Raw genomic sequence first — 25,526 nt, forward strand, 5'->3', positions numbered from 1 at the left:
CCTTTCCCGGGGAAGCAATAAATGCGGCCGTTAAGGCTGTTGGATACTGGTCCTCAATTACGCGGAAACACCGTGGAAACAGTTTCGCCGCAGGCTGTGGACGCACTTCAGCGACCAGCCCGGAGGTCACCCCGCAACGGCTGGTTGGCCCGCGCGCCAACGCCGCCCGCCGCTCTGAAGAGCGTTTCGCCCCGTCCTCCATCCGTTCCTCAACAGCCCCTCTGGGCACGGAGGTTCTGCATGCCAGGCTCCAGCATCAGCAGGCGCGGTCTCCTGACCGGTTTCACCGTCCTGGGCACGTCCGCCGCTCTCGGCGCCTGCGGCGCCAAGACCGGGAGCGACACCTCGTCCGCCGCCGGCGCAAAGGCCGACACCTCGGGTGACACCGTCAAGGTGGGTCTGCTGAACTCGCTTTCGGGCACCATGGCGATCAGCGAGGTGACCGTCCACAATGCCCTGCTGCTCGCCGTCAAGGAAATCAACGCCGCCGGTGGCGTCCTCGGCAAGAAACTCGACCCGGTGAGCCAGGACGGCGCCTCCGACTGGCCCACCTTCGCCGAGAAGGCGCAGACCCTGATCACGGACTCCAAGGTCGTCGCCACCTTCGGCTGCTGGACCTCGGCCAGCCGCAAGGCCGTCAAGCCGGTCTTCGAGCGCAACAAGTCGCTGCTGTTCTACCCCGTGCAGTACGAGGGCCTGGAGCAGTCCCCGTACATCTTCTACGTCGGCGCCACCACCAACCAGCAGATCGTTCCCGGGCTGGACTACCTCAAGAAGCAGGGCCTGACGAAGCTCTACCTGGTCGGCAGCGACTACGTCTTTCCGCGCACCGCCAACAAGGAGATCAGGGCGTACGCCAAGGCCCACGGCATGGAGGTGGTCGGCGAGGACTACGCGCCGCTCGGCTCCACCGAGTTCAGCACCATCGTCAACAAGGTCAAGGACGCCGGCGCGGACGCCGTGTTCAACACGCTCAACGGCGACAGCAACGTGGCCTTCTTCAAGGAGTACAAGTCGGCGGGGCTCACCGCGAAGAGCCTGCCGGTGCTGTCGGTGTCCATCGCCGAGGAGGAGGTGAAGAGCATCGGCACCCAGTACCTGGAGGGCCAGTTGACGGCCTGGAACTACTACCAGACCACTCCTGGGGCGGCGAACGCGAAGTTCGTGAAGGCGTACCAGGCCGCCTACGGCAAGAACAAGCCGACCTCCGACCCCATGGAGGCCGCCTACACCTCCGTGTACCTGTGGAAGGCCATGGTCGAGAAGGCCGGCTCCTTCGACGTGGCCGAGGTGAAGGCCGCCGCGGACGGCATCACCTTCGAGGCCCCCGAGGGCACGGTCACCGTCGACGGAGCCACCCAGCACGTCCACAAGACGGCCCGCATCGGCAAGGTGGGCGCGAACGGCCAGATCACGGAGGTGTGGAACTCGGGCAAGCCGATCAAGCCGGACCCGTACCTCAAGGGCTACGACTGGGCCTCCGGTCTCTCCTGAGCCCCCTCGGCCCCTCGTGGCGGGGCCCGGTCCTTCCTCCCAGGCCGGGCCCGCCCCGCGCCCGCACTCTCCGTCCCCGATCCGGAGCCGCCTCATGACGGTCGTCCTCAACCAGTCCTTCACCGGCATCAGCATCGGTGCCGTCCTGCTGCTCATCGCCCTCGGACTCACCCTGACCTTCGGCCAGATGGGTGTCATCAACATGGCACACGGCGAGTTCATCATGGCCGGCGCCTACACCACGTACGTGCTCCAGCAGTCCGTCAGCAGCGCCGGCGTCTCCCTGCTCGTCGCGCTGCCGCTGGCCTTCCTCGTCGCCGGAGCGATGGGAGCCCTCCTGGAGTGGCTGCTCATCCGGCGCCTCTACACCCGCCCGCTGGACACCCTGCTGGTCACGTGGGGCGTGTCCCTGATGCTCCAGCAACTCGCCCGGGACGTCTTCGGTGCCCCCAACGTGCAGACCGCCGCGCCCGACCTGCTGACCGGTCACATCAGCGTGGGCGGCGGCATCACCCTCGCCAACAACCGCCTGTTCATCCTCGGCCTCGCCCTCCTGTGCGTCCTCGCCCTCACCCTGATCCTGCGGCTCACCCCGCTCGGACGCCGCATCCGGGCCGTCGTCCAGAACCGCGACCTCGCCGAGGTGTCCGGCATCGCCACCGGACGCGTCGACCGCACCACGTTCTTCATCGGGTCGGGCCTCGCGGGCGTGGCGGGGGTCGCGCTCACCCTGGTCGGCCCGATCGGCCCGACGACGGGCACCAACTACATCGTCGACGCCTTCCTGGTCGTGGTCGTCGGCGGTATCGCCCAACTCAAGGGCAGCGTCGTCACCGCCTTCGCGCTCGGCGTGCTCCAGTCGGTGCTGGAGTACTCCACGACCGTCAGCGTGGCCAAGGTCGTGGTCCTGGTGGCGATCGTCGTCTTCCTCCAATGGCGACCCCAGGGCCTGTACACACTGCGCACCCGGAGCCTGGCATGACCACAACCGCACCCTCCACCACCGACACGCAGGCCCACCGGCCGCAGGCAGCACCCCTGGAACGCCTCCGCGTGCCCGGCGCGTTGCTCCTCGGGGCCATCCTGCTGCTCGGCGTCGCCCCGCTCGCCCTCTCCGACTTCCGCCTCAACCTCCTGGCCAAGTACCTGTGCTACGCCATCGTCGCCGTCGGCGTGAGCCTCGCCTGGGGGCGCGGCGGGCTGCTGGTCCTCGGCCAGGGCGTCTTCTTCGGGCTCGGCGGCTACGCCATGGCGATGCACCTCAAGCTCGCCGACGCCGCCGCCACCGGCCAGACCCTGCCCGACTTCATGCAGCTGTACGGCACCGGTGACGCGCTTCCCTGGTGGTGGCAGCCGTTCGCCGACCCCGTCCTCGCCCTCGCCCTGACCGTCCTGTTGCCGATGGCGGTGGCGGCATTGCTCGGCTTCTTCGTGTTCCGCCGCCGGGTGAAGGGCGCGTACTTCGCGATCCTCAGCCAGGCGCTGGCCGCCGCGTTCGCCATCTGGCTCGTCGGCCAGCAGGCCACGACGGGCGGCACCAACGGCCTCACCGACCTTCAGGGCTTCTTCGGCTACGACCTCGACGACCCGGTCAACCAGCGCATGGTGTACCTCGTCATCGCGGCCGCGCTGCTGCTGATGATGGCCGCCGCCCGCCAGCTGTTCGTCAGTCGCTACGGCGAACTCCTCGTCGCGGTACGCGACTCCGAGGAGCGGGTGCGTTTTCTCGGCTACAACCCGGCCAACGTCAAGCTGGTGGCGTACGTCGTCGCGGCCGGTATGGCGGGCCTCGCCGGCGCCCTCTTCGTCCCCGCCGTCGGGATCATCTCCCCGGCGCTGATCGGCATCGCGCCGTCCATCGGCTTCGTCATCGGCGCGGCGGTCGGCGGCCGGGCCAGTCTGGTGGGCGCGGTGCTGGGCGCCATCGCCGTCGCCTGGACGCAGAGCACGCTGTCGGACGCCTACCCCGCCGCGTGGACCTACCTCCAGGGCCTGCTGTTCGTGCTGGCGGTCGGCTTCCTGCCCGGTGGACTCGCCTCGCTGGCGGCCGTCCTGCGGCGCAGGCGCCGCACTCCCGCCCCGACGACCGGAGGGACAGCATGAGCGGCGAGGGACTGACCGTCCGCGACCTGCGGGTCACGTTCGACGGCTTCACGGCCGTCGACGGCGTGGACCTGGACATCCGCCCCGGCGACCTGCGGTTCCTCATCGGCCCCAACGGCGCCGGGAAGACCACCCTGGTCGACGCGGTCACCGGCCTGGTGAAGGCCACCGGCTCGGTCCGCTTCGGCGGCGAGGAACTGCTGGGCAAACCCGTGCACCGCATCGCCCGCCTCGGCATCGGGCGCACCTTCCAGACCGCCACGGTCTTCGAGGAGCTGACCGTGCTGCAGAACCTCGACATCGCCGCCGGAGCCGGACGCGGGCCGCTGACCATGCTGCGGCGCCGCAAGGGCGTGCCCGACGAGGTGACGCGGGCCCTGGAGACCACCGGCCTCACCGACCTGCGCGACCGCCCGGCGGGTGTGCTGGCACACGGCCAGAAGCAGTGGCTGGAGATCGGGATGCTGCTCGTGAAGGACGTGAAACTCCTGCTGCTGGACGAGCCGGTCGCCGGCATGAGCCACGACGAACGCGACGCCACCGGCCAACTGCTGCAACGGATCGGCGAGAACCGTACGGTCGTCGTCATCGAGCACGACATGGACTTCATGCGCTCCTTCGCCCGCAGTGTCAGCGTCCTGCACGCCGGCAAGGTGCTCAGCGAGGGCTCCGTCACGGAGGTCCAGGCCGACGCCAAGGTCCAGGAGGTCTACCTCGGCCGCGCCACCGAACCGTCACCGGAGCCCGTGCCCCGGGCCGCTGCCGTCCCCGTAGCCGAGGAGGCATGAGCCCATTGCTGCAGATCAACTCGATCCAGGCCGGTTACGACCGCACCACCGTCCTGCACGGCGTGACCGTCGAGGTGCCGAAGGACGGCGTCGCGGCGGTCCTCGGCCACAACGGCGCCGGAAAGAGCACGCTCCTGAGAGCGGTGATGGGTCTGATCGTGCCGACCGGCGGCACGGTCCTGCTGGACGGCGAGGACATCACCCGCCTGGCCCCCCACCGACGGGTCGCGCGCGGAGTGGCGTACGTCCCGCAGGGCCAGCAGTCCTTCCCGCACCTCACCACCGCGGAGAACCTCCAACTCGTAGCCGACGGACGCCCCGACGGGAAGGAGGCCGTCGCCGAGGCACTGGACCTGTTCCCGGTCCTGCGGGACCTGTCCGCCCGCCGCGCCGGCCTGCTCTCCGGCGGCCAGCGTCAGCAACTCGCCCTTGCCCGGGCGCTGATCACCCGACCTCGGCTCCTGCTCCTGGACGAACCGACGGAGGGCATCCAGCCGTCCGTCGTCGCCGAGATCGAGGAGACGATCCTCGCCCTGACCCGGCGGGGCGGCATGTCCGTCCTCCTGGTCGAACAGCACGTCGGCTTCGCCATGCGTGCCGCCCAGCGCTACTACGTGTTGGAGGCGGGCAGGGTCACCTCAGCGGGGGAGGGGGGAGCGGGGTCCGAGCAGACCGTGCGGGAGGCGCTGAGCGTGTGAGGGAAGGGGTGGACGAGTCGCCGCGCGCCTGCCCCTCCCGCTGGTCAGTGCGGACGCCGGACGCTGTCGATGATGCGGGTCCAGTTGTCGTTGCCGTGCCCATTGGTGATGGCGTGGTGGTCGCAACGCCTCACGACTCGAGATCTGTCCGGCGAGCCGTCGACCAATGCTCCTCGAACTCGCTCCGGCTGATCTCCTGTCGCGAGAGCCCAGGGTCGAAGAGGTCCACGACCGGTGGGTTGAACGGCCAGTCGTCCGGGCCGCTGCGTACGGCTGTTCCGTCCTCGGCAAGCTCGACTTGGCGGATCCGGCGCCCGTCGGCCCCCACTTCCATCAGATAGACGACTGGGTCTTCGCCCTCCTCGTCCCAGCGACGACGCAGGAACACGACCTCCCTGTCCGCAAGCGCACCGAAGCCTTCGCACCCCCGCTGGGCGTCACGCTCGGCGCGCAGACCATCCAGCCCGGGAGGCATTCGACGACCGTCGATGTCGACTTCGTCCAGGTCCCCGTCCTGGAACCGGGCCACGGTGTCCGGGTCGGTGACGACTTCAACCCAGGCGAACGTCTCAAGGAGCTCCCGCTCGGAACGCGTTCGGACCCACCACCATGAACCGCCCATGCCGTAGTCGTGCAGGACGAGGAAGCGGCGCTTGCCCGCACTGGAGTTGTCGGTCATGGACGCAGACCTTAGCCAGCCGTGTTTTCGGAGTCGTGCTCCGCGTCTCGCCGGGGACCGGTGACGCTCACCTGCCCGCCGATGTCTCCTCGCCCGGCGGTGCCGTGGACGCCCGTACGACGAGCACGGTGGCGAGTTCGATGTGGTGGGACTCGGCCTTCTCGCCGTTGGCCAGTCGCAGGGCGGTGCGCAGGGCGGCGGCGCCCATCTCCCGGAGCGGCTGGCGCACGGTGGTCAGGGGCGGTGACGCCATCTGGGCGAGGCTCGTGTCGTCGAAGCCGATCACGCTCAGGTCCTCGGGTACACGCAGCCCCCGGTTGCGCGCGGTCTCGACGGCGCCGAGGGCGATCTCGTCATTGCCCGCGAAGACCGCCGTGGGAGGCTCGTCCAGGTCCAGGTCCAGGTCCAGCAGTGCCGCCGCGCCGAGCAAGCCGGTCTCGTACGTGAACTCGCCGGGACGGACGTAGGCGTCCGGCACCCGTGCTCCCTCGGCCTCCATGGCGGCGCGGTAGCCGTGCATGCGCGCCTGGTTGCAGACGGCCATGGCCGGTCCGCCGAGGTAGGCGATGCGGCGGTGGCCCAGGGACAGCAGGTGGCGGGTCGCGGCCAGGCCGCCGGCGAAGTTGGTCGCCCCGACGCTGGTGACCCGGCCGTCGGGCAGGTGCGGCGGGTCCAGCACGACCAACGGCAGCCCTGAGCAGACCAGTTCATTGAGGTGGGCCGTGGTGTACACGCTCGTGACCGCGATGACGGCCCGGCGCCCGGCCGAGACCAGGTCCCGGGCCCAGTGCGGGGCGCTGGACGCCTTGCTGACCACCACCGAGGCTCCCGAAGCGGCGGTCGCGTCGATGATGCCTTCCAGGATCTCCGCCACGTAGGACTTGCGACCACCCTGGAACTGCACCTCGATGGTCGGGCTCTCGGCGGCCTCGGTGTGTCACGCGGCGGCCCTGCTGCGCGACACGAGCGAACTGCGCCGCATCGTCGAGTCGGCCGCGGCCCGACTCGCCGCCGAACGGGCCGATCCCGACCACGTCCGCGCCCTGTACGCCGCCCTGACCGCCATGGAGACCGCGGCGGCGTCCCTTGGCCGCACCGGCTACGTCGGGGCTGACATCGCCTTCCACCGAGCCCTCCTGGACGCCGGTGGCAACGGCCTCCTCGGCTCCCTGGGCCGCGCCGTCGGGATCGCCCTGGAACACAGCTTCGGCATCAGCACCCAGACCCCGGGGGTGGTGGAAGCGTCGCTGCCGGGTCATCGCGCCATCCTGCACGCCATCGAGGCGCACGACCCCGTGGCCGCCGCGACCGCCGTACTGGCTCTGATCGAAGCCGCCGAACAGGAGATCGCCCGCTCGCCGGGGACGCCGGGCGACACCGTCTGAGGCCGCTGTGTTCGCGGTTCCCGGTGTCTTGTTCACGCACGGGCGGAGTTCGCCACCGATGCGTGGTCCTCTAGCGTGGGCTCCGTCGAGGTGACGGCCGGGGTCACCGGCCCGGGGGAAACGGAGTGCACAGAGTTGAGTAGGCGCTTGTGGTCCGCGACCGGTGTCATGGCGCTGGCGGGGGGAGTGCTCCTGGCCTCGGCTCCGACCGCCTCGGCCGACTATGTGAGGGACCAGCAGTGGGTCTTGGAGACCTACGCGGTCGAGGACGTATGGGCCGTGTCCCAGGGTGAGGGCGTCACCGTCGCGGTGATCGACTCCGGGGTCGACGCCACGCACCCCGACCTCTCGGGCCAGATCCTGGAAGGCAAGGACTTCACCGGCGCGGACAACCCCCACGAAGACCTCGCAGGTCATGGAACGGCGATGGCCAGCATCATCGCGGGACACGGCCACGGTCCCGGCAGCGCGTCCGGCGTGATGGGTCTCGCACCGAAGGCGAAAATCCTGCCGCTGCGGGCCCTCCGCACCAGGAAGGACCCCATGCGCGACGTGACATGGGCCGCCGCGCTGCGCTACGCCGTGGACGAGGGCGCGCAGGTCGTCAACATGTCGTTCGCCAACGATGCCGGCAAGACGAGCCTCGACGGCCGCGAAGCCATCGCCTACGCGCAGGCCCACGATGTCGTGCTCGTCGCAGGCGCCGGCAACGAGGGATCCATCGCGGTATCCGACCCGGCTGCCCTTCCCGGCGTGATCTCCGTCGGCGCGCACGACAAGAGGGGCAACCTCTGGGAGGACTCGAACACCGGCAAGGGCTTGGACCTGGTGGCGCCGGGTGCCGAGATCGTCGCCGCGGACGCCGGCGAGGGGGAGTGGTACGGGCGGTCAAGCGGCACGTCGGACTCCACGGCCTACGTCTCGGCCACTGCGGCGCTGGTCCGCGCCAAGTATCCCGAGCTCAGCGCCGGTCAGGTGATCAACCGGCTCATCAAGTCGGCCACGTTCGCGCACCACAAAGGGCTGAAGGCGCCCGACGAGGAATACGGCTACGGGATCGTCCGCCCCTACTCAGCCCTCACGATGGACATCCCCGCCGGCCCCGAGGACAACCCCCTCGGCCACCTGACCCCACCCACCCCACCGTCCCATCACCCGGCCAAGGGAACAGGCATCGCGGCGCAGACCTCCTCCCGCAACCTCATCGTCGTCGCGGCGGGCGCCGGAATCCTGCTGATCGCGGGACTCGTTGCCTGGCTGGTCGCTCACAGCCGCCGCAGCCCCGGAGACGGCCCCCGTGGAGGTCTGCCCCCGCACAGGACGAGCCCCTACCTGCCCCAGCCTCCGGCGGGACACCACGCCTACCCTCACGGTGCCCCGCATCCCGGCTATGCCCCGCCTGCGCGCCAGGTCCCACCGCAACCCAATCCGTACATCCAACAGCCGCCGTATCAGGACCAGTAGCCCCGGGCGCTGAATGGGCGGCTGAGGAGTTGGGGCAGGCAGGTGCTCGGGGCGTGGCCCATGGCCCGTCCCCGCCACCGGAGGACGGGCCACTACTTACGTCGTGCGCGCGCCGGGCCGCCTACGCCGTGAGGCGTGCGTCGGCCCAGTCGGCGTGGTCGTAGTCGACTCCGTCGCCGCCGTCCTTGACACGCAGGGTCAGCTTCTGGACGCCACTGACGTCTACGTCCAGAGCGCGGGCCGCGTCGGTGCCGGAGAGGACCTCGGTGGTGGCCACGGGGACACCGTCGGCGAGCACCTCGAAGGACACGCTGCCTCTGCCCCCGACCTCGTCGTCCACGCCCACGAACGCGCTGAACTCGCGGTACGCCCCATGCAGTTCGACGACGACCTCAGCGTCCGCGTGCATCCCGAGGCCCTTGTCGTACGTCGTCCCCCTGATACTCAGGGGTGCCCCGTCCGAGGCGTCCCGTTCACCGTTCGCCAGGTCCCGCTCGACCGGTCCCCAGCCGTTGCGTTCAGAGGCAAGCGCAAGGTTGCTGACGTAGTCGACGCCGGGCGGCGAGACGAACACCCGCACCGTGCGGTTGACCCGCAGCACCCGCCCGCCCGGCGCGCGGTACTCGGCGGAGATCACCACGTCATGACCCCCTTCCCGCGCGGCCTGCGGCACGCTCACGGTCCACTTGCCTAGCAGGTCGTCCCCGGTGGGGAGTTCGTCCGCTCGAAGGGTGCCGCCCTTCACCTGCCAGTCCTCGGGCGCGCGCAGGGACAGCGTGACGTCCGAGGCGGGCCCGGACTGCTCGACCGCGAATCGGCCGGTGACGTCGATGGACGAGCCCGAGTCCACCTCGGCTCGGGGCGGGTCCACCGTCAGCGAGGTCAGCGGGAGGCGCGTCACCGGTCGGTCACATGTCTTGCGTCCCACGGTGGCCTCGCACACGAGCGCCGCGAAGCCGCCGTGTTCAGCGATGGGTATGTGGAGGGTGTCGCGGCGCGTGACGGTCCGGCGCTCGCGGACCAGGCCGTCGTCACCGTCCCGTATCACCTCCACCAGCCAGCGTCCGCCACCGAGGAAGTCCAAGGAGACATCCTCGGTCCCGCTCGGCCCCGCGCTGACGCCGCCTAGGAACCAGCGGTCCCCGTGACGACGGGCAAACGTCGCGTTCTCTCCGGGGTGGCCCTCCAGCAGTCGCGACTCGTCCCACACGGTGGGGACCTGTTCCAGGTACCGCTCGAGTTCCGGACGGTCCTGGTAGGCGCGGATCGACCCGGCGAAGTGCTGCAGGCCGGACTCGAACACCACGGACAGACCGAGCTCGGCGGCGTCCGAGATGGTGCGTGTGCCGAACTGGAAGGCCATCGGCGTGTAGTCCATGGAGCCGACGGCGTTGCGGGTGAAGGGCAAGGCGGTCACCGCGGCCGCGGGGACGGTGCCGTACTCGGCGCCGCGTACCGCCTCCACCGTCAGCACATGCGGCCAGGTCCGCTGGATGCCCTTGGGCACCGACGCCCCGTGGAAGTTGACGAGCAGCTTCTCACGGGCGGTGTCCCGCAGGATGTCGTCGTACCAGCGGAAGCGCTCCTGCGAGTCCGAATCCATGAAGTCGATCTTCAGCCCGGCCACGCCCCACTTCTTCACGCGGGGCAGGAACTCGGCTCTTTCCGCCGCCGTGTCCAAGTCGGTCCAGTGCACCCACAGCAGTACGCCCACGCCCCGCTGACGGGCGTACTCGGTCAGCTCGGGCATCCAGTTCGTCGTCTTCCAGCCGTCGTCGACGAGGGCGTACTGCCAGCCGTGCGCAGCGCTGTAGTCGACGAAGCGCTGCTGGGTGGTGAGGCTGCGCTGAGCGGGGGCGAAGCCGTCCAGCCAGGACCACGCGACCTTGCCGGGACGGATCCAGGAGGTGTCCCTGATACGGGACGGCGCTGCGAGATCGTCGACCAGGGTGGATTCGGTGATGGTGGCGAGGTCGCCCAGGACGACCGTCCGCCACGGCGTCGCGAGCGGGCCCGTGGAGGTGACGGCGGCGCCGTCGGCCAGCTGGACGTCGTAGCGACCGTTGCCCTTCTGATGGACCAGGTGGCCGGCGGCGTAGCGCCCGTCGATATCGGACTCGGTGATCAGGGCGTACGTGTCGCCGATTCGGAAGAGGGAGGGGTGGGCGTATGCGCCGTCGCCGGCATCAGCTGCAGTGGTCTGCTTGTACTCGCCCTCGTAGTAAGGGGTGTACGGGGCGAGCCAAGCCTGTGCGGTGTCAGGGAGCCGGAAGGCGGACGCCTCGCGCACCACGGTGATCTCGCCGTCGTCCGGCAGGACGTAACGGTAGGCGATACCGTCGTCCGCCACCCGGACGAGCAGGTCGAGTTCGGCGCCGCCCTTGCCGGTGAACGAGAACCGGGACTCGGTCATCCGCGCGGTGCGACGCAGCTGCTTGCCGGTCGTCATGGTGTAGTGCTCGGTCACCTGACGTGTGGCGCGGGAGGTGAACCGGAGGCCGGAAGTGAGATCGGCGTCCTTGGTGACGATACCCAGCGGGGCAGGTTCGAGCACGGTGCTGGATCCGCGGCGGGCGGCCAGGGTGAGGGTCCCGTCGGCGGCGTCCAGGCTGACGACGGCGCTGAGTCCGGTCGGTCGATGGCCGGGCTGACGTACGGTCCAGCTTTCGCCGCCGCGGTCTCCGGCGTGCGTCGGCGTGGCGAGGGTGCCCAGCGCGAGCAAGGCGCTCAGCAGGAATGTGAGAGAGGCCGAGAAGAGTCTTCGGTGCGATCCGCTTGGTGACGTGCTGGGCGATGGGCGCACGAGGTTCTCCATCCGGGTTCGACATCGTTGTCTTCCTTGTGGAACCGTGGACATCCATTCCCCATCCGAGTGCGCACAACCGCCTTTGCCCATGGGGGACTTGCTGCAGACAGCACGTGTGTCCTGCCGCATGTCAGGCGATGTCAGTGGGTCCTGACACCGTGTGTGTCGTGGATGAACTCGTGGAACGTGTCGACGCTCACGACCGGGTGCTGGGAGTCGTCAGCCGGTCCGAAACGGTCCGGAACGGCTGGCTGCACCGGGTCGGTGTGGTGGTGTGCCGCGATGGGCAGGGTCGCTTCCTTGTCCATCGGCGAGCCGAGCACCTGTCCCGCTTCCCGGGACACTACGAACTCGGTGTCGGAGGCGCTGCCGCAGTCGGCGAGTCATATGCGCAGGCCGCCGCCCGCGAGCTGACGGAGGAGCTGGGCGTGCGGGCGTCCGTGCGCCTTCGGTTCACGTTCCTCAACCGGGCAGGGTTCAGTCCCCACTGGCTCGGCGTGTGCGATGCCGTGCTTGCGGAGTCCATCGTCTCCGATCCGGGTGAAGTGGCCTGGCACGGCTGGCTGACCGAGTCCGAGGTGCGGCGGACACTGCGGCAGTGGACCTTCACCTCTGACAGCCGGGAAGTCTTCGATCGGTACTGCTCTCGATGAAGACCTTCGATGCGCCGGCGCGCTCCTCTGGTCGCCTCGCGGTCACCACCGTTGCCGCCGGCCGCGGCATGCCGGTCGTCGCGATCCGTGAGCCGGAACCCGACCTGGTAGGTCCGGGTGACCGCGCCGCCGGCCGAGGCCACCTTGACGGTGCGGGTGGTGAACCGGTGACCGGGCGACGACAGGACCGAACTCCCCTCCTTGACCTGAACCCGCGACCCGGACTGGGCCGGTACGGCGGAGAGGGCCGGGATCTTCCTGTTCTTCGGCCAGTCGACGGCGGACCCACGGAGTGGGACGTGGGCCCGGTTGGCCACGCTCTCGACGTCCCGGCACCTACGCACTCGGACTCGCCGTCCGGCGACGACCGACGAATCATGTGGATGTCGAGTGCTACCGGCGCAGGCGACAAACGAGGTCGTTCCGCTGACGGCGTCGGTCTGCGCCCCCGGCACCCGCTGAGAAGGGAAAGATCATGAAGGAGTTCCTGGTCGAACTGACCACCACCGTCCCCGAGGGAACCGACCGGGCGGTCGTCGACGAGCGTCGCGCCGCCGAAGCCGTACGGGCCAAGGAACTGGCGGCGCAGGGGCACCTGTACAGGCTGTGGCGCCCGGTCGGAGAGCTACGCAGCATCGGTGTCTGGCGTGCCGACGACGAGGCGGAGCTGCGGGCGAAGGTGCTCGGCAGCCTTCCCCTGTGGCGCTGGATGACCGCGGTGATCACGCCTTTGGAGTCCCACCCGAACGATCCGGGCCGGGCCGCCTGAGCCTCCGGCACGGAGGTGCGCGAGCTGGCCGACGCCGTCGTGCCCGGCTACCTCGGCGTCGACTTCTCCTTCGTCGACCGCCCGACGATCTCCGTGAGTCTCGGCGTCGTCCTCAAGCGCGGCGGTGGCGCGTGGCTCATCAGCCGCTACCAGGTGTCCAAGCTCGCCTGACGGTCACTGCCGAGGGAGGTGTCTTGCCTCCCGTCTGCCCGGCCAGCCGGCGGACGGGTCTGAGCGCCTCCGGAGGACGGGCCGCCCCGCACCCGTGCCGGTCACCTGCTGGGTGGGCGCGGTCCCCGAGGACGCGTGGACCGCTCGGCTCCACGACGGTGACGGGCGGCTAGCGACTGACGGCGGCGCGCGCACTCCTCTTGCGAGCGCGATAGGCCGCCGCCTTGATCTTGTTGCCGCAGGATGCCATACCGCACCACTGCCGACGCGTGCCGCGCGAGCGGTCGACGTAGACGCGGGTGCACTCGGGGTTGCCGCACTCCTTGAGCAACGGCGCATCGGTACCCGCGAGCAGTTCGACCGCGAGCCTGGCGACGGAGGACAGGGCCTGTTCCGGAGCCGCCTCTGTGTGGCGCCCGGCCGCCGTCAGCTGAGGGACCGCCGGAGGCCTGCGCGCGGCGTCGTTGAGCACACGCAGTGCTCCGGTGTCGTACTTCTGGCCCTGGCGCTGTGCGGTGACCAGCGCGTAGATCGCCACTCGCACCGCTATGGCCTGTTCGACGTCGTCCTGACCGCAGGGCTCGATCCGGTCGATCAGCCCGGATTCCACGTACCAGGCGTCGAGCCGGTCCGGTGAGGCGAACATCTCGAACCGCACCGAACGCCGCGCGCGCAGCGTCGCGGCGAAGTCGAGCGGTGGACTACCGCAGACGAAGACGTGGTCGAGATGCGCATCACCACTTTGTCAGGTGACTCTCGCGGGCACCAAGGCGCGGCTGATCCGGGAGGGGGCCGGTGTGTGACAAGTCGGTGGTGCGCACCGCCCGTCACGGGCTCCCGCTGTCGCCCCTTCCCCGGCAGGCGCCGACCGCGAGTGCCGTCCAGGCCTGGCGCCGTCGATCGTGCCGTCGATCCGGCGGCGAGCCTGTTGCTGCGTCTATCGTGGTGGAGGGCGCTTCAGCCCCTTTTCGGAAGTATTTCCCTCTCAAGTCGTATGTGTCGTCTCAGCTGGTCGGCGTCGTCGGTGACGATCGCCTCTCCGACCGATCTGGAGCCGTACATGACCACAGCCCAGGACCTGTCCGCCTTGGCCGCCGTCCAGGGCACCGATCTCCGTCTGGAGCCTGGCGACCTCTCCCTTGCCCTGGCGGGTGCGGAACTGGTCGACCTTGTCGGCCTCCAGGCCGTGCTCCTCCACGCCGACCGGCTCCTGCCCGCCGCCTCGCCGCGAACCGAGGACGCCGTACTGCTCGAAGCCGCTTCGGCGATCGTCCGGGATTCCCCCTACGAGACCGTGGAGGAATGGCTCTGGCGCCGGGGCCGTGACCTGGCCGCACGTTACCGAGCCGCCCTTGTGCCGACCGGGCACGGCACACCGTCACGCCCCTACCGGCATCCCTTCCGCAGAGTCGGTACCCTGCCCGTCGACCTCTCCGCGGTGGACCGCGCGATCGACCGCATGAAGGGCGGAGAGCCCGTCCTCGTCGCTCTCGCGGCCGCCGCGGGGATCGCGGAGGTCACGGACGAGACGCTCGGTGACCTGGACCAGGACGAAGCGGCCGTGGTGGCCGCGGTCCAGCAGGCGATCACGCAGCTGGCCGCGGAACGGCAGCGCAGATCGGTCGAAGGAAGAGGCTTCGACAACATCGCGCGGGGCTTCTGACCGCGCCGTCCGGGCGGCTGCGCTCCGCGCCGCCGGCGGCATCTTTTGCCGGGTCGCCCGGGTGATGGTGGGATGGAAGACAGTCACCGGCGCCGGACACCGGTGACCGCGACTGCCGCCCGACGAGGCGCTCGCCACGGACTCAGCCACCCGGAACCCAGTCCCTGATGGTGGCGTTCGAGGGCGGCCTTTCTGACGACGGAGACACCTATGCATACCTATCGTGTCGCTCAGGTGACGAGTCCGAGCGGGCCTTTCGAGGTCGTCGAGCGCGAAGTGCCCCGGCCGGGACCCAGACACGTGCGCCTGGCCGTCGAGGCATGCGGCATCTGCCACAGCGATGACGCCTTCGTGACCGGCAGCATGCCCAACACGCGTTTCCCGCTGGTCCCCGGACACGAGGTCGCCGGACGCATCGAGGAACTGGGCGAGGGCGCCGAGACCTTCGGCTGGAAGGCGGGGGACCGGGTGACGGTCGGTTGGTTCGGCGGCAGCTGCTGGCACTGCGCTGCCTGCCGACGGGGTGACTTCATCGTGTGCGAGAACCTCAAGATCCCGGGCTATGCGTACGACGGGGGTTACAGCGAGAACATGATCGCGCCGGTCGACGCCCTGGCGCGGATTCCGGATGCCCTGCCGGCGGCGGACGCGGGTCCCATGGCCTGCGCCGGCGTCACGACGTACAACGGGTTGCGTCGCAGCTCCGCTCAACCGGATGACAGGGTGGCCGTGGTGGGCCTGGGCGGTCTGGGGCATCTCGCCGTGCAGTTCGCCGTGGCCATGGGTTTCGAGACCGTGGCCGTCGCCCGCGGCTCGGAGAAGGCAGAGCTGGCCACGCGCCTCGGGGCGCATCACTACATCGACAGCACGGGGGCGACTCCGGTCGCGGAAGCGCTGCAAGCCCTGGGAGGCGTCAAGGTGGTGCTGGCCACGGCCGGGAACTCCGCAGCCATCACGGCCACCGTCGACGGGCTGACGTCGCGGGGCGAACTCGTGGTCATCGGGGTCTCACCCGAACCTCTGGCCATCACACCCCTCCAGCTCATTCTGCCGGGCAGGGTGGTGCGCGGCCATCCGTCCGGCACCGCGCAGGATGTGCAGGACACCATGGACTTCAGCGCCCTGCACGGCATCCGCCCCATGGTGGAGACCGTGCCCCTGAGTGAGGTGGACTCCGCCTACCAGAGGATGCTCTCCGGAGCGGCCCGCTTCCGCATGGTCCTCACCAACGTCTGACCGCCCCCGCGAGGGCGTCCGGGCCGGCACCGGTCCGGGACGGCACGTTGGGCACCGCGAGTAGTGCAGGGCTGTCACTCGCCGCGTACTCCCGCAGGCGTGGCCGCGGCCGAGCCGCGTCCTCGACCGGGGATGCGGGGCGCTCGATCAGGTGCCGGCCTTTCGTAGCGCGGTGGTGAGGGTCTTGAGGTTGATTTCGGTCAGTTGGTCGAGGTCGAGTAAGCGGCGGCGCACAGCCGCCAGATTGGTCGGCCAAGCCTTCTCCAGCCGGGCGAAACCGGACTCGGTGAGGGCGGCGTGGTAGCTGCGCCCGTCGTGGTCGCATCTCACGCGTTGGATGTAGTCCTCTTTCTCCAGCCGGTGCACGACCCGGGTCGTTCCGCTGAGTGACATTTCATAGGCCGAGGAAAGGTCGCCCATCCGCAGGCGCCGGCCGGGAGCCTCGGGCGGATGCATCAATGCCGGTCGTGTCTGACTGCGCGCCTTCGGAAGCATCGCTCAAGTTCTTCCGGCTCTGGAGCGTGGTTCGCGGGTCGGCGGGACGGGGCTCATTCTTGTGGTATGCAACCTCTTGGTCGCTTTCTCGACGAACAGAAGTGTGGAGTCATGCCAGGCATCGCAGAGCAGCCGGACCCGGAGGAGAGAGAACCGAGACCTCTCGACGCCGACGAGGAGGCCGTGGTGAGGGCACTGAGTCGCGTGATCTACGCCCTGCCTCGCGCGATTGATGCGGACATGATGCGCGAGCAGCGCTTGTCCCTCATCGAGTACCTCGCTCTCGCGAACCTCTCGGAGGCTCCCGACCGGCAGATGCGTATGGGTGACCTCGCTGCCGCCGTCGAGATGTCGCTCAGCGGCATGACACGACTGGTCACCCGGCTGGAGAGCCAGGGACTCGTCCAGCGAGTCAAGTCCTCGCTCGATGCCCGGGGTTCGAACGCCATCCTCACCGACGAGGGCTTCGCCCGCCTCGAAGCCGCGTGGCCGTCGAACCTGGCGTCCGTGCGCCGTCACTTCCTCGACCACCTGACGGGCCTCGACCTCGGGCAGCTCGCGGTGGCCCTGCGGAACATCGCCACGTGAGGGGGGCTCGCCGGCCGGGCCCGAACAGCACCGCGGCGACACGGCAACTGCTCGCTCTGGGATCACGAGGCGAGCAGTCCGTTAGGAAGCCGATCGCCCGCGCTCTCGCGGACGTCGGGGAGCACCGAGGTGGGCGGGCTCGCCGGGGCGAACGTCTCGATCCACCGTTGATCGGCGACGCGCAGGTCCTCTCCGGTGCTTGTGACGTGAGTGCCAGGCGCGCGTGGGCAGCGTGCGTCAGCTCCGACCAGAAGCACCATCCCTCACTGGCGGCCAAGGCCCCTCTGGTCGGCTGAACGGCGCCCGCTGTCAGGCCGATCACGTCACCGGATTGACAGGTGACGGGGCGGGTGCGGCATTGTGATCATCGGTCTCTGTACAGCTGAACGGGCATGGCGGAAGAGGGAGACACCATGAGCGCTGAGGGTGCGACGGACGCCGCGACGGCTCTCAGCTCGAGCGATTCGGCCGGCTGCCGGAGCGGATACGCACCGAGGACACGACCGTATCGAAGGTGGCCACGCCTGGCGGAACGGTGGTCGATGCCTACAACCCCGAGAGATCCTGGAACTACTTCTCGTGCCTCGCACTGGACATGGGCCTTTGATTGAGCCGGCCGGTCGGAGCTGAGGCACGCGACGCGTCGTGACGCGGCCCGCGGAATCCCGCACGGGACATTCCGGCCGAGTCGGGAACGGAGGGCGGCCGGTGGGCCGGATCTCAGGGTGCCGCTATGCGCTGCAGCGCCTCCGCGGCCGCCGCCACGTTGCAGCCTTCCAACCGGGAGAAAATGTGACGGCGCACGCTGGCGAGGTTCGTCGGCCACGCCTGCTCCAGCATTTTCCATCCCGGATTGGTGAGCAGGGCGAGCCACGCCCTTCCGTCCTCGGGACACTTCTGCCGGGTGACGAGTGCTTGCGACTCCAGACGGTTCACCACCCGGGTCATCCCACTCAGGGAAAGGCCACACGCGTTGGCCAATTCGCTCATGCGCATCCGGTTGTCCGGAGCTTCGGAGAGGTGGACCAGGACCGTGTATTCGGTACCGGAAATCGGAAGTTCCTCGAGCATGTCCGCATCGACGACCCGGGGCAAGAAGGCCATCACTTTGCCGAGGGCCCGGAGGAAGTTCTCCTCGTCCGGATTGAGCGGAATGATCGTCGTAGCGTCTGGCATGAGCACAGTCTAAGTGGCACACCAGTCCTCGAACGACGGCCAGTTGTGCTGGTGTGACGTGCTCGCACATAACGTTGGACAGGACACTGGCGATCAATCGATCGACCGGCAAACACGTGACGCGTGCGGTGAGCATTCGTCGCCGCAAGAAGTCGACACGTGCGCGTCGTGCCGCGAAGAGCGTACGGGGCTACGGCCGCGCACCGTGAAGCCCGCCCTGCCTTCGGAGTACAGCGGACGGGGTCGGCTACCCGGCCGGGCCAGGGCCACGGGCTGGTGGTCCCGTTGACGGTGTTCGATCAGACGCCAGTGCCGCACCTCGTCCCAGGTGCGGGCGAGCGTGATGGAGGCGCAGGTGGTCTACGTCGACGACCGCCTGCGCGAAGGCAGTGGGGCCTGCGGCGGCAGTTTGTGACCGATGCCGGTCAGTGTTCGGTGGGCGTACTTGCCAGGAGCGGGTGACTGCAGCGGCTGTACGCTCCGGCCCACTTCCACCGCAGCGGACTGGTGATGTTGGGTCGGGCGGCTACTCCGCCGCAATGATGCGCTCCACGGCGGCCGTTATGAGTTGCTCACGCTCTGCCGCCGTGAAGACGTCCGGCAGGGTGAGCTGTTCAACGATGAGCCAGTTCAGCGTCAGGATGAGCAGCTTGACCGCCGTGGTGTCGCCGGGGAGGCCAGACGCCTCGTGATAGGCGACATTGGCATCCACGTCGGCCCGGACTCGCTCCGTGAGGACCTTGCGCAGTTCGGGGCGGCGAGTGGCTTCCAGGCGGAGTTCCAGCAGGGCGAGGTAGCCCGTACGGAAGGAAGCGATGCGGCCGACGAGTTCGCGCATCAGCTTCACATAGGTGTCCCGGTCGCGGCCCGCCGCCCGCTGGCGGGCAATCGTGGCCTCGTCGGGCTGGAGTCGCTCGTAGACCCGGGCGCCGGCCTGAGTGAGCAGGTCGTCGCGACTGGAGAAGTAGTTGGACGCCGTACCAGTGGGAACGGCCGCCTCGGTGTCCACGGCCCGGAAAGTCAGGCCGCGTGCGCCTTCCTGGGCCAGCACCTCGATCGCCGCGTCGACGAGGGCCGCGCGCCGCTGGTCGTTCCGTCTCGCCATCGACACCACTCCGCATGTAGCACTACGTTGAAACCACTTCAAGCAGAGTACTACGCGTGTCGGGGGGTACCTTGCGAAAGCTCATGTACTGCATCGGCGTCTCGCTCGAAGGCCGCATCGCCGACCCCGGCGGCGAGTTCGACTTCTTTCCGCAGGGCGACGCACAGCAGGGCGCCGCCTGTTCGACTTGGATGTGCACCGCCACAACGGCGTCACCCTCACCTGCCGCTGGACGGTTCCGGTTCAGCGGGCGGCCCAGAGGAGGATGTCCGCGATGTGGGGTCCGGCCAGGTCGAGGGTCGCCGTGCCCGCGATCTGGCGCCGCCGTCCTGGCGCGACCCAAGGGCGAGCTCCGACATGGTGGGGACGGCGCGTACGAGGTGGCCGTTCCCCTCGCCGGTATCTCCTCGGAAGCTGCTGCCCCTTCTCGGCCGAGGTGTGCATCCTTGGCGTCCACCTCCATCCGCGAGCAGCCGCCCGAGTGTGCGGACGCCAAGTCTGAGACGGCCCGGTGAGACCAGCCATGGTGGCCGGGGCCGCGGGGCGGAATGCGACGCCTGGCTCTCAGGTTCTTCTTGATCATGCGATGTGCCGGCCGCCGTGTGCGGCGCGCACATCTCGGTGACGAACCGACGGGGAGAACCTTTGAAACGCTCGGACGGCAACTACCCCCGGCCACGTCTCCGTCGTGTCCGCCTGCCCGGAACGGTCCGGCCCCTCTGCCCAGCTCCTCGGCTCTCGCTGGCCCGAAGAAGTGAGCCGGCCTGCGCGGACCCGGAATCGGCGGGGCGACCGCGGGCGGACAGCTGATCACGGTACCGCCGGCAGGGTTCCGGATTGTCCGCGGCGCCCGGTCTCAGCGGTGACCCGACCCGCTGCAGAGACGTGCCGACTCAGGCGGGTTCGGCGACCCGGGCGTCCTGGGCGCGCAGCAGGGCGAGGCAGTTGGACCACAGCGTGCTCAACTTCGAGGTGTTGTTGTCGAGCTTGGCGAAGAGCACCTGGCCCTTGAGCTGTGCGACGGCGGACCGACCGGCTTCGCGTGGGTCGGCCACCGAGATATCGCCCCGGCCCAGGGCCTCGGTGGCGGTCGCCTCGACCATGTTCACCTGCGCCTCGAAGATCTGCTGGAGGCGCTCACGTACGGCGCCCGTCTGATTGCTCATCTCCAAAGAGGGATTGCCGGACATGCACCCGGAGACCACTCCGCAGCTGTCCTGGCCGGCCCGCTGGCGGTTCTGGGTGGCCTCGAAGAGCCGCCTCGACCGGCTCCAGGGGCTGAGCGTCGCCGCGCAGAATGCCCTCCCCACAGTCCCGCTTCTCGGCGGCCCACTGCTCATCGATGATGGCGAGCGCAAGGGCTTCCTTGGGCTCGAAGAAGTAGTAGAAGCTGCCCTTGGGTACCTCGGCCGTCTTGCAGATCTCAGCCACACCCGGCGCCGAGTATCCCCGCCGCCCGAGCAGTGTCCGAGGATGCCCTCACGACCTCGACAAGGCCCGGTCCCGCACCCCTTCGCGACCTCGCCACCCGTACCTTGTGCGCCGTACGGCTGGCGCTCCTTGCGGCGCAAGGAGCGCCCTGCGCGGTCACCCGCGACGAAGTACTGCTCCGGGCAGGGGGATCCCCCTGCCCGGATCGTCCGGCGACCGCCGGGAAGCCGGTTCGGCCGGGCAAGCGGATGTCAGGCTTTCGATGCGCATGCGGCCGTCGGGCAGCCCGGCGTCCGATGCAGGGGGGACACGCCGAGCGCGTCCGGGAGCCGAGGCCCACGGTCCTTGCTCGTTCCGGGGGACCTGACCGGCGTGTAGTCGTACTGGCTGGTCCGTGATCCGTACGGTTCGGGCCTATGGACTTCCACGGTCGGTTGCGCGGCGTGATCGATCCGGCGGACGCCAGGCTGCGGCCGGTGCCCTCCGAGGCCGGGACTGCCGCGCCGCGGGCGGCCGCCTCGGCGGGCGGGTCGTCGTGACGGGATCGCGCGGCGTGGGCTGCGGAGCCCGCGGGGCGGTGCTCGGCCCCTCGTGCCGTACCGCCGGTGAGTGTCCGTGCGCAGTGATCGCCCCGTGCCGCACGCGGCCGTCTGCCCTTGCATCCGCCCTACCGGGCACCGCTGTGGAGGAAGCATCGTGCTGAACGCGTTGAGCCATGTGTTCAAGACCCCCGACTTGCGCAAGAAATTGATCTTCACCCTCGGCATCATCGTGCTGTATCGGCTCGGTTCACATGTGCCGATTCCAGGCGTGGACTACCGGACGGTTCACAGATGCGTGGATTCCGTGTCGAAAGGGGAGGGAATCCTCGGGTTGGTCGACCTCTTCAGCGGCGGGGCGCTTCTGCAGATCACGGTATTTGCGCTGGGCATCCTTCCGTACATCACGGCCAGCATCATTCTTCAGCTGCTCACCGTGGTGATCCCGAGGCTGGACGCGCTGAAGAAGGAAGGGCCGTCCGGACAGGCGAAGATCACACAGTACAGTCGTTATCTCACGGTGGGGCTCGCCGTCCTGCAGGGGACCGGACTCGTCGCGACCGCGCGCAACGGCGCGCTGTTCCCCAGTTGCCCGGAAGCCTCGAACATCGTGCCCGACCAGTCCGTCTTCATGACCGTGGTCATGGTCATCACGATCACGTCCGGTACGGCATGTGTCATGTGGTTCGGAGAGCTGATCACCGAGCGCGGGGTCGGCAACGGAATGTCCATGCTCATCTTCATCTCCATCGCCTCCACACTTCCGGGGGCCATTTGGGCGGTGAAGCAGGAAAGCACGATCGCCGACGGATGGCTGGCTTTTGGAGTTGTTGTGCTGGTCGGGTTCGCCATGGTGGGCCTGGTCGTCTTCGTGGAGCAGGCACAGCGCCGTATTCCCGTTCAATACGCGAAGCGGATGATCGGCCGCAAATCGTACGGGGGTACGGCCACGTATATTCCACTGAAGGTCAATCAGGCCGGTGTGGTCCCGGTCATCTTCGCATCGTCGCTTCTCTATATTCCGGCCCTCATCGCACAGTTCGCCGGATCGGGCTCGGGTTGGTCGGCGTGGGTCATGAGCAACTTCACCAAGGGGAACCATCCCTTCTACGTGGTGGCCTACTTCCTCCTGATCGTCTTCTTCTCCTTCTTCTACGTGGCGATCACGTTCAACCCGGAGGAGATCGCGGACAACATCAAGCAGGCCGGAGGGTTCGTACCGGGAATCCGGGCCGGCCAGGCCACCGCGGAGTACCTGAGGTACGTCCTGAACCGGCTCACGTGGCCCGGATCGATCTACTTGGGGCTGGTCGCGCTCGTCCCGACGGTGGCTCTCGGCAATTTCGGCAGCTCCAACCAGCTCACCGGCACCAGCATTCTGATCATCGTGAGCGTGGGGCTGGAGACCGTGAAGCAGATCAGCAGTCAGGTCGAGCAGCACCGCTACGAAGGTTTCCTGCGCTGAACGCGCTGTTTGTGTGCGCCGCCTTGCGGCTGGGTGTCTCGGCGGGGCGCGCCCTGTTCGGTCCGATCTCTCGGACGGATCCTGGCCGTCCCGGTCCGGCTGGGAGGGGGTACCGCGTCAACGAGCGATGCCGCCCACGGCGGCGGGGTTGCGCCACCCGTCGGTCGACCCGCCCGAGGGGCATGCCGGTCGGGCCGGGTGTCGCGTCGCCCGGAGCGGGTCTGCGGCAGCGGGGGCGAGGTGTGACCGCGACCGATAGGCCGCGCGGTCCCCGGCAGTGGTGCAACCGTGTCTCACGGCGTCTCACCCCACACGGCAGGGGGCGTACGGCGAGACGGCCCTCCCGGCCCCCGACGTGAGAGGGAACGAGACCCGTTGGTCTGCGCGTTCGCACGCGCAGACCAACGCGGGGGTCGGCTACGCGGCGCGCAGCGGCGCGAGCGCCTGGCTCCAGGCGACGACCTGGTCCAGGGTCGCGTTCAGAGCATCGACCTGGAACTCGCCGGGCTTGAGGACGCTGAAGTTCTCGAAGTCGTGGAACAGTGACAGCCCGACCTGGGCGCGGACGTCGGCCATCTGCAGCTCACCGGCGATCAGACGGAGGTGCTCGACCGCGCGGGCGCCACCCATGGCGCCGTAGCTGACGAACCCGGCCGCCTTGTTGTTCCACTCGGCGTAGAGGTAGTCGATCGCGTTCTTCAGAACGCCGGACGTCGAGTGGTTGTACTCCGGCGTCACGAAGATGAAGCCGTCGAAGCCGGCGATCTTGCGGGCCCATTCCTGGGTGTGCGGCTGGGAGTACTGACCCATCGAGGGCGGAAGCTGCTCGTCCAGGTGAGGAAGCTTGTAGTCGAGGAGGTCGACCAGCTCGAATTCCGCGTCGCTGCGCTTCGACGCGATGTCGAGCACCCAGCGCGCCACGGCCTCGCCGTTGCGGCCGGGGCGGGTGCTGCCGAGGATGATTCCGATCTTGGGCATGCTGAACCTTTCAGGAAGGCCATCCCGGGAACAGATCCGAGATGTAGTTGCTGAGACAAGTAAAGGGGCAAGAAATTGCTTCGTCAAGCAAAGATGGGATGTCACGTCCGTCAGACCCGTCAAGGCGTGCCGTCGTGTCCGCCTGTCCTCCGGGGCCTGGCAGGCAACTCTGAGGTCACGGCTTCGTCGAGCGCCGCGGTACCTTCCCTGACCCGGCCGCGACCTCGTCGAGGGGTCCGGTCGAGAAACCTGTGCAGGGGCGCGTCACATGGCGGCCTGTGGGCTTGTCCGGTCGGCGTACTGAGGTGAATGTGGATGGCTTTCCTGTCGCCTGGCAGCGCACCTCGCCGGCGCTGAGGGGTGTGTCAGGGTGTCGGTGGGGACCTCGCGAGAGGTGTGGCCCGGCAGTTGCTCGGTGACGGTCTTCAGCAGGTCGTCGGAGAAACCCTTGTCGGCCACGTCGCGAGCGGATCGCCCGCGCCCTGGCCCGCGTCCGCTCACTGCGCTCGAGCTGGCAAGACAGATCTGTCTGTTCTGAGTGCCTGCGGAGCAGTCACCGTTGTGCGGTCTGTGCCGCGGGCGCCGGCTCGGAGGCGAGTTCCGACCGGGCCGGGAAGTCGCTGGACCGCACCACTGCCGTGTGCTCGACGCCGTGACCGCTGCGCAGCAGCCCGGCCAGAGCCACCAGGGCCAGCAGGACGACCGCCCCACCGTACTCGCGGGCGGTCGGCACCAGGCCGCCGCCGTGCACTACCAGGAACCCGCCGATCACGGCCGGTATGCCGAGGCCCACGTAGCAGACGACATAGAGCAGCGACAGCACGCCTGCCCGCTCGTGCGGCTCGACCAGCGGGACGACCAGTCGGATGCCTCCCTGGAAGCCGGCGCCGAATCCGAAGCCCGAGATCGCCGCACCCACGAAGAACGTGGTCACGGCGAGGGGTCCGCCGTTCGAGGCCACGGACGCCAGCGTGATCAGGACGCCGACGATCAGCGACCAGATGCCGGTGAACATGACCCTGCGTGTCGCCGTCCCGCGCAGGAGCGGCACGGCAAGCCCGGCGGAGGTCGCGAGGGCGAAGAGGGGCAGGCCGCCCCACACCACGGAGTCGGAGTGGACCAGCGTGCGGATGATGGCGGGACCCAGCGCGGCGTACAGGCCGGTCAGCGTCCAGACGGCGAACATCACCGGCGCGGCGATGGCCACCGCCGGCCGGGCCGTCCTGGGCAGCTTTAACTCGGGAGCCATGCTGGCCAGCGCACCGCGTTCGCGGGAGACGGTCTCGCCCATCGCGAGCACCGCCAGTGCCTGCAGCGCGAACACGCCCAGCAGTACCAGGTAGACCAGGCGGGTCGGGGCCGGGAGGTACTGCACGAGCACACCGGAGACCATGGCGCCGCCCGCGGTGCCGAGGGTGGGCGCGAGGGAGTTCAGGAAGCCGCCCCGGCGCGCGTCGATGTCGAGCATGCCGGCACCGAGAGCACCGACCGCGGCACCGGTGCTGATCCCTTGCAGGACGCGCCCGGCGAGCAACGAGTTCACCCCGCCGGCCTCGGCGAACACCACCATCGCCAGTGCCTGGCCGAGCAGGGCGACCAGCAGCACGGGCCGCCGGCCCACATGGTCGGAGATCTTCCCGAAGACCAGGAGCGAGAGGAGTACGGCCAGTGCGTAGATGCCGAAGACGACGGTGACGGTGACGGGGGAGAACCCCCAGTGCTGCTGGTAGATCGCGTACAGCGGGGTCGGCGCGCTCGACGCCGCCAGTAGGGACATCAGGATCGAGGCCAGCACGCCGATGGAGGCGGTAGGTCCGAGCCGCCTCCGGCGCGAGCCCGC

The 25,526-nt window shown here is 69.2% G+C and carries 23 protein-coding genes and 3 pseudogenes; 15 read left to right on the forward strand and 11 right to left on the reverse strand.

Annotated features, from left to right (window positions below; genetic code table 11):
* Positions 1 to 240: 240 nt before the first annotated feature.
* The 5 genes from urtA to urtE all read left to right on the forward strand — a co-directional run bounded on the left by urtA (position 241) and on the right by urtE (position 5,083).
* Positions 241 to 1,494, forward strand: a complete 1,254-nt coding sequence (urtA, locus tag ACFRAC_RS27130; RefSeq protein ID WP_382931374.1) for an urea ABC transporter substrate-binding protein — start codon at positions 241 to 243, stop codon at positions 1,492 to 1,494.
* A gap of 94 nt (positions 1,495 to 1,588) precedes the next feature.
* Positions 1,589 to 2,476, forward strand: a complete 888-nt coding sequence (gene urtB / locus ACFRAC_RS27135; RefSeq protein ID WP_382931380.1) for an urea ABC transporter permease subunit UrtB — start codon at positions 1,589 to 1,591, stop codon at positions 2,474 to 2,476.
* The gene (gene urtC, locus ACFRAC_RS27140; RefSeq protein ID WP_382931391.1) at positions 2,473 to 3,597 is read left to right on the forward strand and encodes an urea ABC transporter permease subunit UrtC; all 1,125 of its coding nucleotides are present in this window, start codon (positions 2,473 to 2,475) and stop codon (positions 3,595 to 3,597) included. Before urtB ends, urtC begins: the two co-directional genes overlap by 4 nt.
* Entirely contained in the window at positions 3,594 to 4,385 is a 792-nt protein-coding gene (gene urtD / locus ACFRAC_RS27145; protein WP_382931399.1) for an urea ABC transporter ATP-binding protein UrtD, read from the forward strand. Before urtC ends, urtD begins: the two co-directional genes overlap by 4 nt.
* Positions 4,382 to 5,083, forward strand: coding sequence for an urea ABC transporter ATP-binding subunit UrtE (urtE, locus tag ACFRAC_RS27150; RefSeq protein WP_382931406.1), 702 nt, complete (start codon positions 4,382 to 4,384; stop codon positions 5,081 to 5,083). The genes urtD and urtE overlap by 4 nt, the downstream gene beginning before the upstream one ends.
* 130 nt (positions 5,084 to 5,213) lie before the next feature.
* Here the strand turns inward: urtE and ACFRAC_RS27155 are convergent, their stop codons facing one another.
* Positions 5,214 to 5,762, reverse strand: coding sequence for a hypothetical protein (locus tag ACFRAC_RS27155; protein ID WP_382931412.1), 549 nt, complete (start codon positions 5,760 to 5,762; stop codon positions 5,214 to 5,216).
* 67 nt (positions 5,763 to 5,829) lie between these two features.
* Positions 5,830 to 6,699, reverse strand: a pseudogene (locus ACFRAC_RS27160) (substrate-binding domain-containing protein); the annotation flags it as partial.
* Positions 6,700 to 6,703: 4 nt separating this feature from the next.
* Between ACFRAC_RS27160 and ACFRAC_RS27165 the strand changes: the two are divergent.
* A pseudogene (locus ACFRAC_RS27165) lies at positions 6,704 to 7,147 on the forward strand (FadR/GntR family transcriptional regulator); the annotation flags it as partial.
* Between the two features lie 246 nt (positions 7,148 to 7,393).
* Positions 7,394 to 8,611 (forward strand): type VII secretion-associated serine protease mycosin, encoded by a 1,218-nt coding sequence (mycP, locus tag ACFRAC_RS27170; protein WP_382931418.1) that lies wholly within the window; start codon positions 7,394 to 7,396, stop codon positions 8,609 to 8,611.
* Between the two features lie 121 nt (positions 8,612 to 8,732).
* Here the strand turns inward: mycP and ACFRAC_RS27175 are convergent, their stop codons facing one another.
* On the reverse strand, positions 8,733 to 11,426 hold the full coding sequence (locus ACFRAC_RS27175; RefSeq protein WP_382931429.1) for a glycoside hydrolase family 97 catalytic domain-containing protein: 2,694 nt from the start codon (positions 11,424 to 11,426) through the stop codon (positions 8,733 to 8,735).
* A 128-nt stretch (positions 11,427 to 11,554) separates the two neighbouring features.
* Here ACFRAC_RS27175 and ACFRAC_RS27180 point away from each other — a divergent pair, with 128 nt between their 5' ends.
* From ACFRAC_RS27180 to ACFRAC_RS27190, 3 genes are all read left to right on the forward strand, one after another.
* The gene (locus tag ACFRAC_RS27180) at positions 11,555 to 12,070 is read left to right on the forward strand and encodes an NUDIX hydrolase (protein WP_382931917.1); all 516 of its coding nucleotides are present in this window, start codon (positions 11,555 to 11,557) and stop codon (positions 12,068 to 12,070) included.
* A gap of 475 nt (positions 12,071 to 12,545) precedes the next feature.
* On the forward strand, positions 12,546 to 12,839 hold the full coding sequence (locus ACFRAC_RS27185) for a muconolactone Delta-isomerase family protein (RefSeq protein WP_382931438.1): 294 nt from the start codon (positions 12,546 to 12,548) through the stop codon (positions 12,837 to 12,839).
* Between the two features lie 15 nt (positions 12,840 to 12,854).
* Entirely contained in the window at positions 12,855 to 13,010 is a 156-nt protein-coding gene (locus tag ACFRAC_RS27190; protein ID WP_382931443.1) for a hypothetical protein, read from the forward strand.
* Positions 13,011 to 13,179: 169 nt separating this feature from the next.
* Here ACFRAC_RS27190 and ACFRAC_RS27195 read toward each other — a convergent pair.
* Positions 13,180 to 13,740 (reverse strand): annotated as a pseudogene (locus tag ACFRAC_RS27195) (CGNR zinc finger domain-containing protein); the annotation flags it as partial.
* A 330-nt stretch (positions 13,741 to 14,070) separates the two neighbouring features.
* On the opposite strand from ACFRAC_RS27195, the gene ACFRAC_RS27200 reads away from it, so the two are divergent.
* Positions 14,071 to 14,673, forward strand: coding sequence for a GPP34 family phosphoprotein (locus ACFRAC_RS27200; RefSeq protein WP_382931449.1), 603 nt, complete (start codon positions 14,071 to 14,073; stop codon positions 14,671 to 14,673).
* A gap of 210 nt (positions 14,674 to 14,883) precedes the next feature.
* Complete coding sequence (locus tag ACFRAC_RS27205) at positions 14,884 to 15,909, forward strand: alcohol dehydrogenase (protein ID WP_382931456.1); 1,026 nt, start codon at positions 14,884 to 14,886, stop codon at positions 15,907 to 15,909.
* Positions 15,910 to 16,056: 147 nt separating this feature from the next.
* On the opposite strand, the gene ACFRAC_RS27210 is transcribed toward ACFRAC_RS27205, so the two are convergent.
* Positions 16,057 to 16,404 carry a MarR family winged helix-turn-helix transcriptional regulator gene (locus tag ACFRAC_RS27210; protein ID WP_382931462.1) on the reverse strand — a complete coding sequence of 116 codons (348 nt, stop codon included), beginning with the start codon at positions 16,402 to 16,404 and terminating at the stop codon, positions 16,057 to 16,059.
* 111 nt (positions 16,405 to 16,515) lie between these two features.
* Here ACFRAC_RS27210 and ACFRAC_RS27215 point away from each other — a divergent pair, with 111 nt between their 5' ends.
* Positions 16,516 to 16,992 carry a MarR family winged helix-turn-helix transcriptional regulator gene (locus ACFRAC_RS27215; RefSeq protein ID WP_382931467.1) on the forward strand — a complete coding sequence of 159 codons (477 nt, stop codon included), beginning with the start codon at positions 16,516 to 16,518 and terminating at the stop codon, positions 16,990 to 16,992.
* A 720-nt stretch (positions 16,993 to 17,712) separates the two neighbouring features.
* On the opposite strand, the gene ACFRAC_RS27220 is transcribed toward ACFRAC_RS27215, so the two are convergent.
* From ACFRAC_RS27220 to ACFRAC_RS27235, 4 genes are all read right to left on the reverse strand, one after another.
* Positions 17,713 to 18,168, reverse strand: a complete 456-nt coding sequence (locus ACFRAC_RS27220) for a MarR family winged helix-turn-helix transcriptional regulator (RefSeq protein ID WP_382931474.1) — start codon at positions 18,166 to 18,168, stop codon at positions 17,713 to 17,715.
* Between the two features lie 526 nt (positions 18,169 to 18,694).
* Positions 18,695 to 19,273 carry a TetR/AcrR family transcriptional regulator gene (locus ACFRAC_RS27225; RefSeq protein ID WP_382931480.1) on the reverse strand — a complete coding sequence of 193 codons (579 nt, stop codon included), beginning with the start codon at positions 19,271 to 19,273 and terminating at the stop codon, positions 18,695 to 18,697.
* A gap of 893 nt (positions 19,274 to 20,166) precedes the next feature.
* Positions 20,167 to 20,439 carry a hypothetical protein gene (locus tag ACFRAC_RS27230; protein ID WP_382931487.1) on the reverse strand — a complete coding sequence of 91 codons (273 nt, stop codon included), beginning with the start codon at positions 20,437 to 20,439 and terminating at the stop codon, positions 20,167 to 20,169.
* Positions 20,411 to 20,704, reverse strand: a complete 294-nt coding sequence (locus tag ACFRAC_RS27235; RefSeq protein ID WP_382931492.1) for a TetR/AcrR family transcriptional regulator — start codon at positions 20,702 to 20,704, stop codon at positions 20,411 to 20,413. The genes ACFRAC_RS27230 and ACFRAC_RS27235 overlap by 29 nt, the downstream gene beginning before the upstream one ends.
* A 416-nt stretch (positions 20,705 to 21,120) precedes the next feature.
* Between ACFRAC_RS27235 and ACFRAC_RS27240 the strand changes: the two genes are divergently transcribed.
* Both ACFRAC_RS27240 and secY read left to right on the forward strand, forming a co-directional pair.
* On the forward strand, positions 21,121 to 21,243 hold the full coding sequence (locus ACFRAC_RS27240) for a hypothetical protein (protein WP_382931499.1): 123 nt from the start codon (positions 21,121 to 21,123) through the stop codon (positions 21,241 to 21,243).
* 157 nt (positions 21,244 to 21,400) lie between these two features.
* A complete protein-coding gene (gene secY, locus ACFRAC_RS27245) occupies positions 21,401 to 22,708 on the forward strand; it encodes a preprotein translocase subunit SecY (RefSeq protein WP_382931506.1) in 1,308 nt (435 codons plus the stop codon).
* A gap of 417 nt (positions 22,709 to 23,125) precedes the next feature.
* Here the strand turns inward: secY and ACFRAC_RS27250 are convergent, their stop codons facing one another.
* On the reverse strand, positions 23,126 to 23,686 hold the full coding sequence (locus ACFRAC_RS27250; RefSeq protein ID WP_382931514.1) for an NADPH-dependent FMN reductase: 561 nt from the start codon (positions 23,684 to 23,686) through the stop codon (positions 23,126 to 23,128).
* Between the two features lie 553 nt (positions 23,687 to 24,239).
* On the reverse strand, positions 24,240 to 25,463 hold the full coding sequence (locus ACFRAC_RS27255; protein ID WP_382931521.1) for an MFS transporter: 1,224 nt from the start codon (positions 25,461 to 25,463) through the stop codon (positions 24,240 to 24,242).
* Between the last annotated feature and the right edge of the window lie 63 nt (positions 25,464 to 25,526).

It is taken from the genome of Streptomyces sp. NPDC056628 (assembly GCF_042792555.1).
Lineage (GTDB): Bacteria > Actinomycetota > Actinomycetes > Streptomycetales > Streptomycetaceae > Streptomyces.

Coding starts and splice junctions, on each gene's coding strand:
- urtE (WP_382931406.1), top strand. CDS start 4,382: ATGAGCCCATTGCTGCAGATCAACTCGATCCAGGCCGGTTACGACCGC.
- ACFRAC_RS27185 (WP_382931438.1), top strand. CDS start 12,546: ATGAAGGAGTTCCTGGTCGAACTGACCACCACCGTCCCCGAGGGAACC.
- ACFRAC_RS27180 (WP_382931917.1), top strand. CDS start 11,555: ATGTCAGTGGGTCCTGACACCGTGTGTGTCGTGGATGAACTCGTGGAA.
- ACFRAC_RS27200 (WP_382931449.1), top strand. CDS start 14,071: ATGACCACAGCCCAGGACCTGTCCGCCTTGGCCGCCGTCCAGGGCACC.
- urtB (WP_382931380.1), top strand. CDS start 1,589: ATGACGGTCGTCCTCAACCAGTCCTTCACCGGCATCAGCATCGGTGCC.
- ACFRAC_RS27230 (WP_382931487.1), bottom strand. CDS start 20,439: ATGAGCAATCAGACGGGCGCCGTACGTGAGCGCCTCCAGCAGATCTTC.
- ACFRAC_RS27215 (WP_382931467.1), top strand. CDS start 16,516: ATGCCAGGCATCGCAGAGCAGCCGGACCCGGAGGAGAGAGAACCGAGA.
- ACFRAC_RS27255 (WP_382931521.1), bottom strand. CDS start 25,463: ATGTCCCTACTGGCGGCGTCGAGCGCGCCGACCCCGCTGTACGCGATC.
- ACFRAC_RS27225 (WP_382931480.1), bottom strand. CDS start 19,273: ATGGCGAGACGGAACGACCAGCGGCGCGCGGCCCTCGTCGACGCGGCG.
- urtA (WP_382931374.1), top strand. CDS start 241: ATGCCAGGCTCCAGCATCAGCAGGCGCGGTCTCCTGACCGGTTTCACC.
- ACFRAC_RS27175 (WP_382931429.1), bottom strand. CDS start 11,426: ATGGAGAACCTCGTGCGCCCATCGCCCAGCACGTCACCAAGCGGATCG.
- ACFRAC_RS27220 (WP_382931474.1), bottom strand. CDS start 18,168: ATGCCAGACGCTACGACGATCATTCCGCTCAATCCGGACGAGGAGAAC.
- ACFRAC_RS27240 (WP_382931499.1), top strand. CDS start 21,121: ATGGACTTCCACGGTCGGTTGCGCGGCGTGATCGATCCGGCGGACGCC.
- ACFRAC_RS27210 (WP_382931462.1), bottom strand. CDS start 16,404: ATGCTTCCGAAGGCGCGCAGTCAGACACGACCGGCATTGATGCATCCG.
- ACFRAC_RS27205 (WP_382931456.1), top strand. CDS start 14,884: ATGCATACCTATCGTGTCGCTCAGGTGACGAGTCCGAGCGGGCCTTTC.
- urtC (WP_382931391.1), top strand. CDS start 2,473: ATGACCACAACCGCACCCTCCACCACCGACACGCAGGCCCACCGGCCG.
- ACFRAC_RS27250 (WP_382931514.1), bottom strand. CDS start 23,686: ATGCCCAAGATCGGAATCATCCTCGGCAGCACCCGCCCCGGCCGCAAC.
- urtD (WP_382931399.1), top strand. CDS start 3,594: ATGAGCGGCGAGGGACTGACCGTCCGCGACCTGCGGGTCACGTTCGAC.
- ACFRAC_RS27155 (WP_382931412.1), bottom strand. CDS start 5,762: ATGACCGACAACTCCAGTGCGGGCAAGCGCCGCTTCCTCGTCCTGCAC.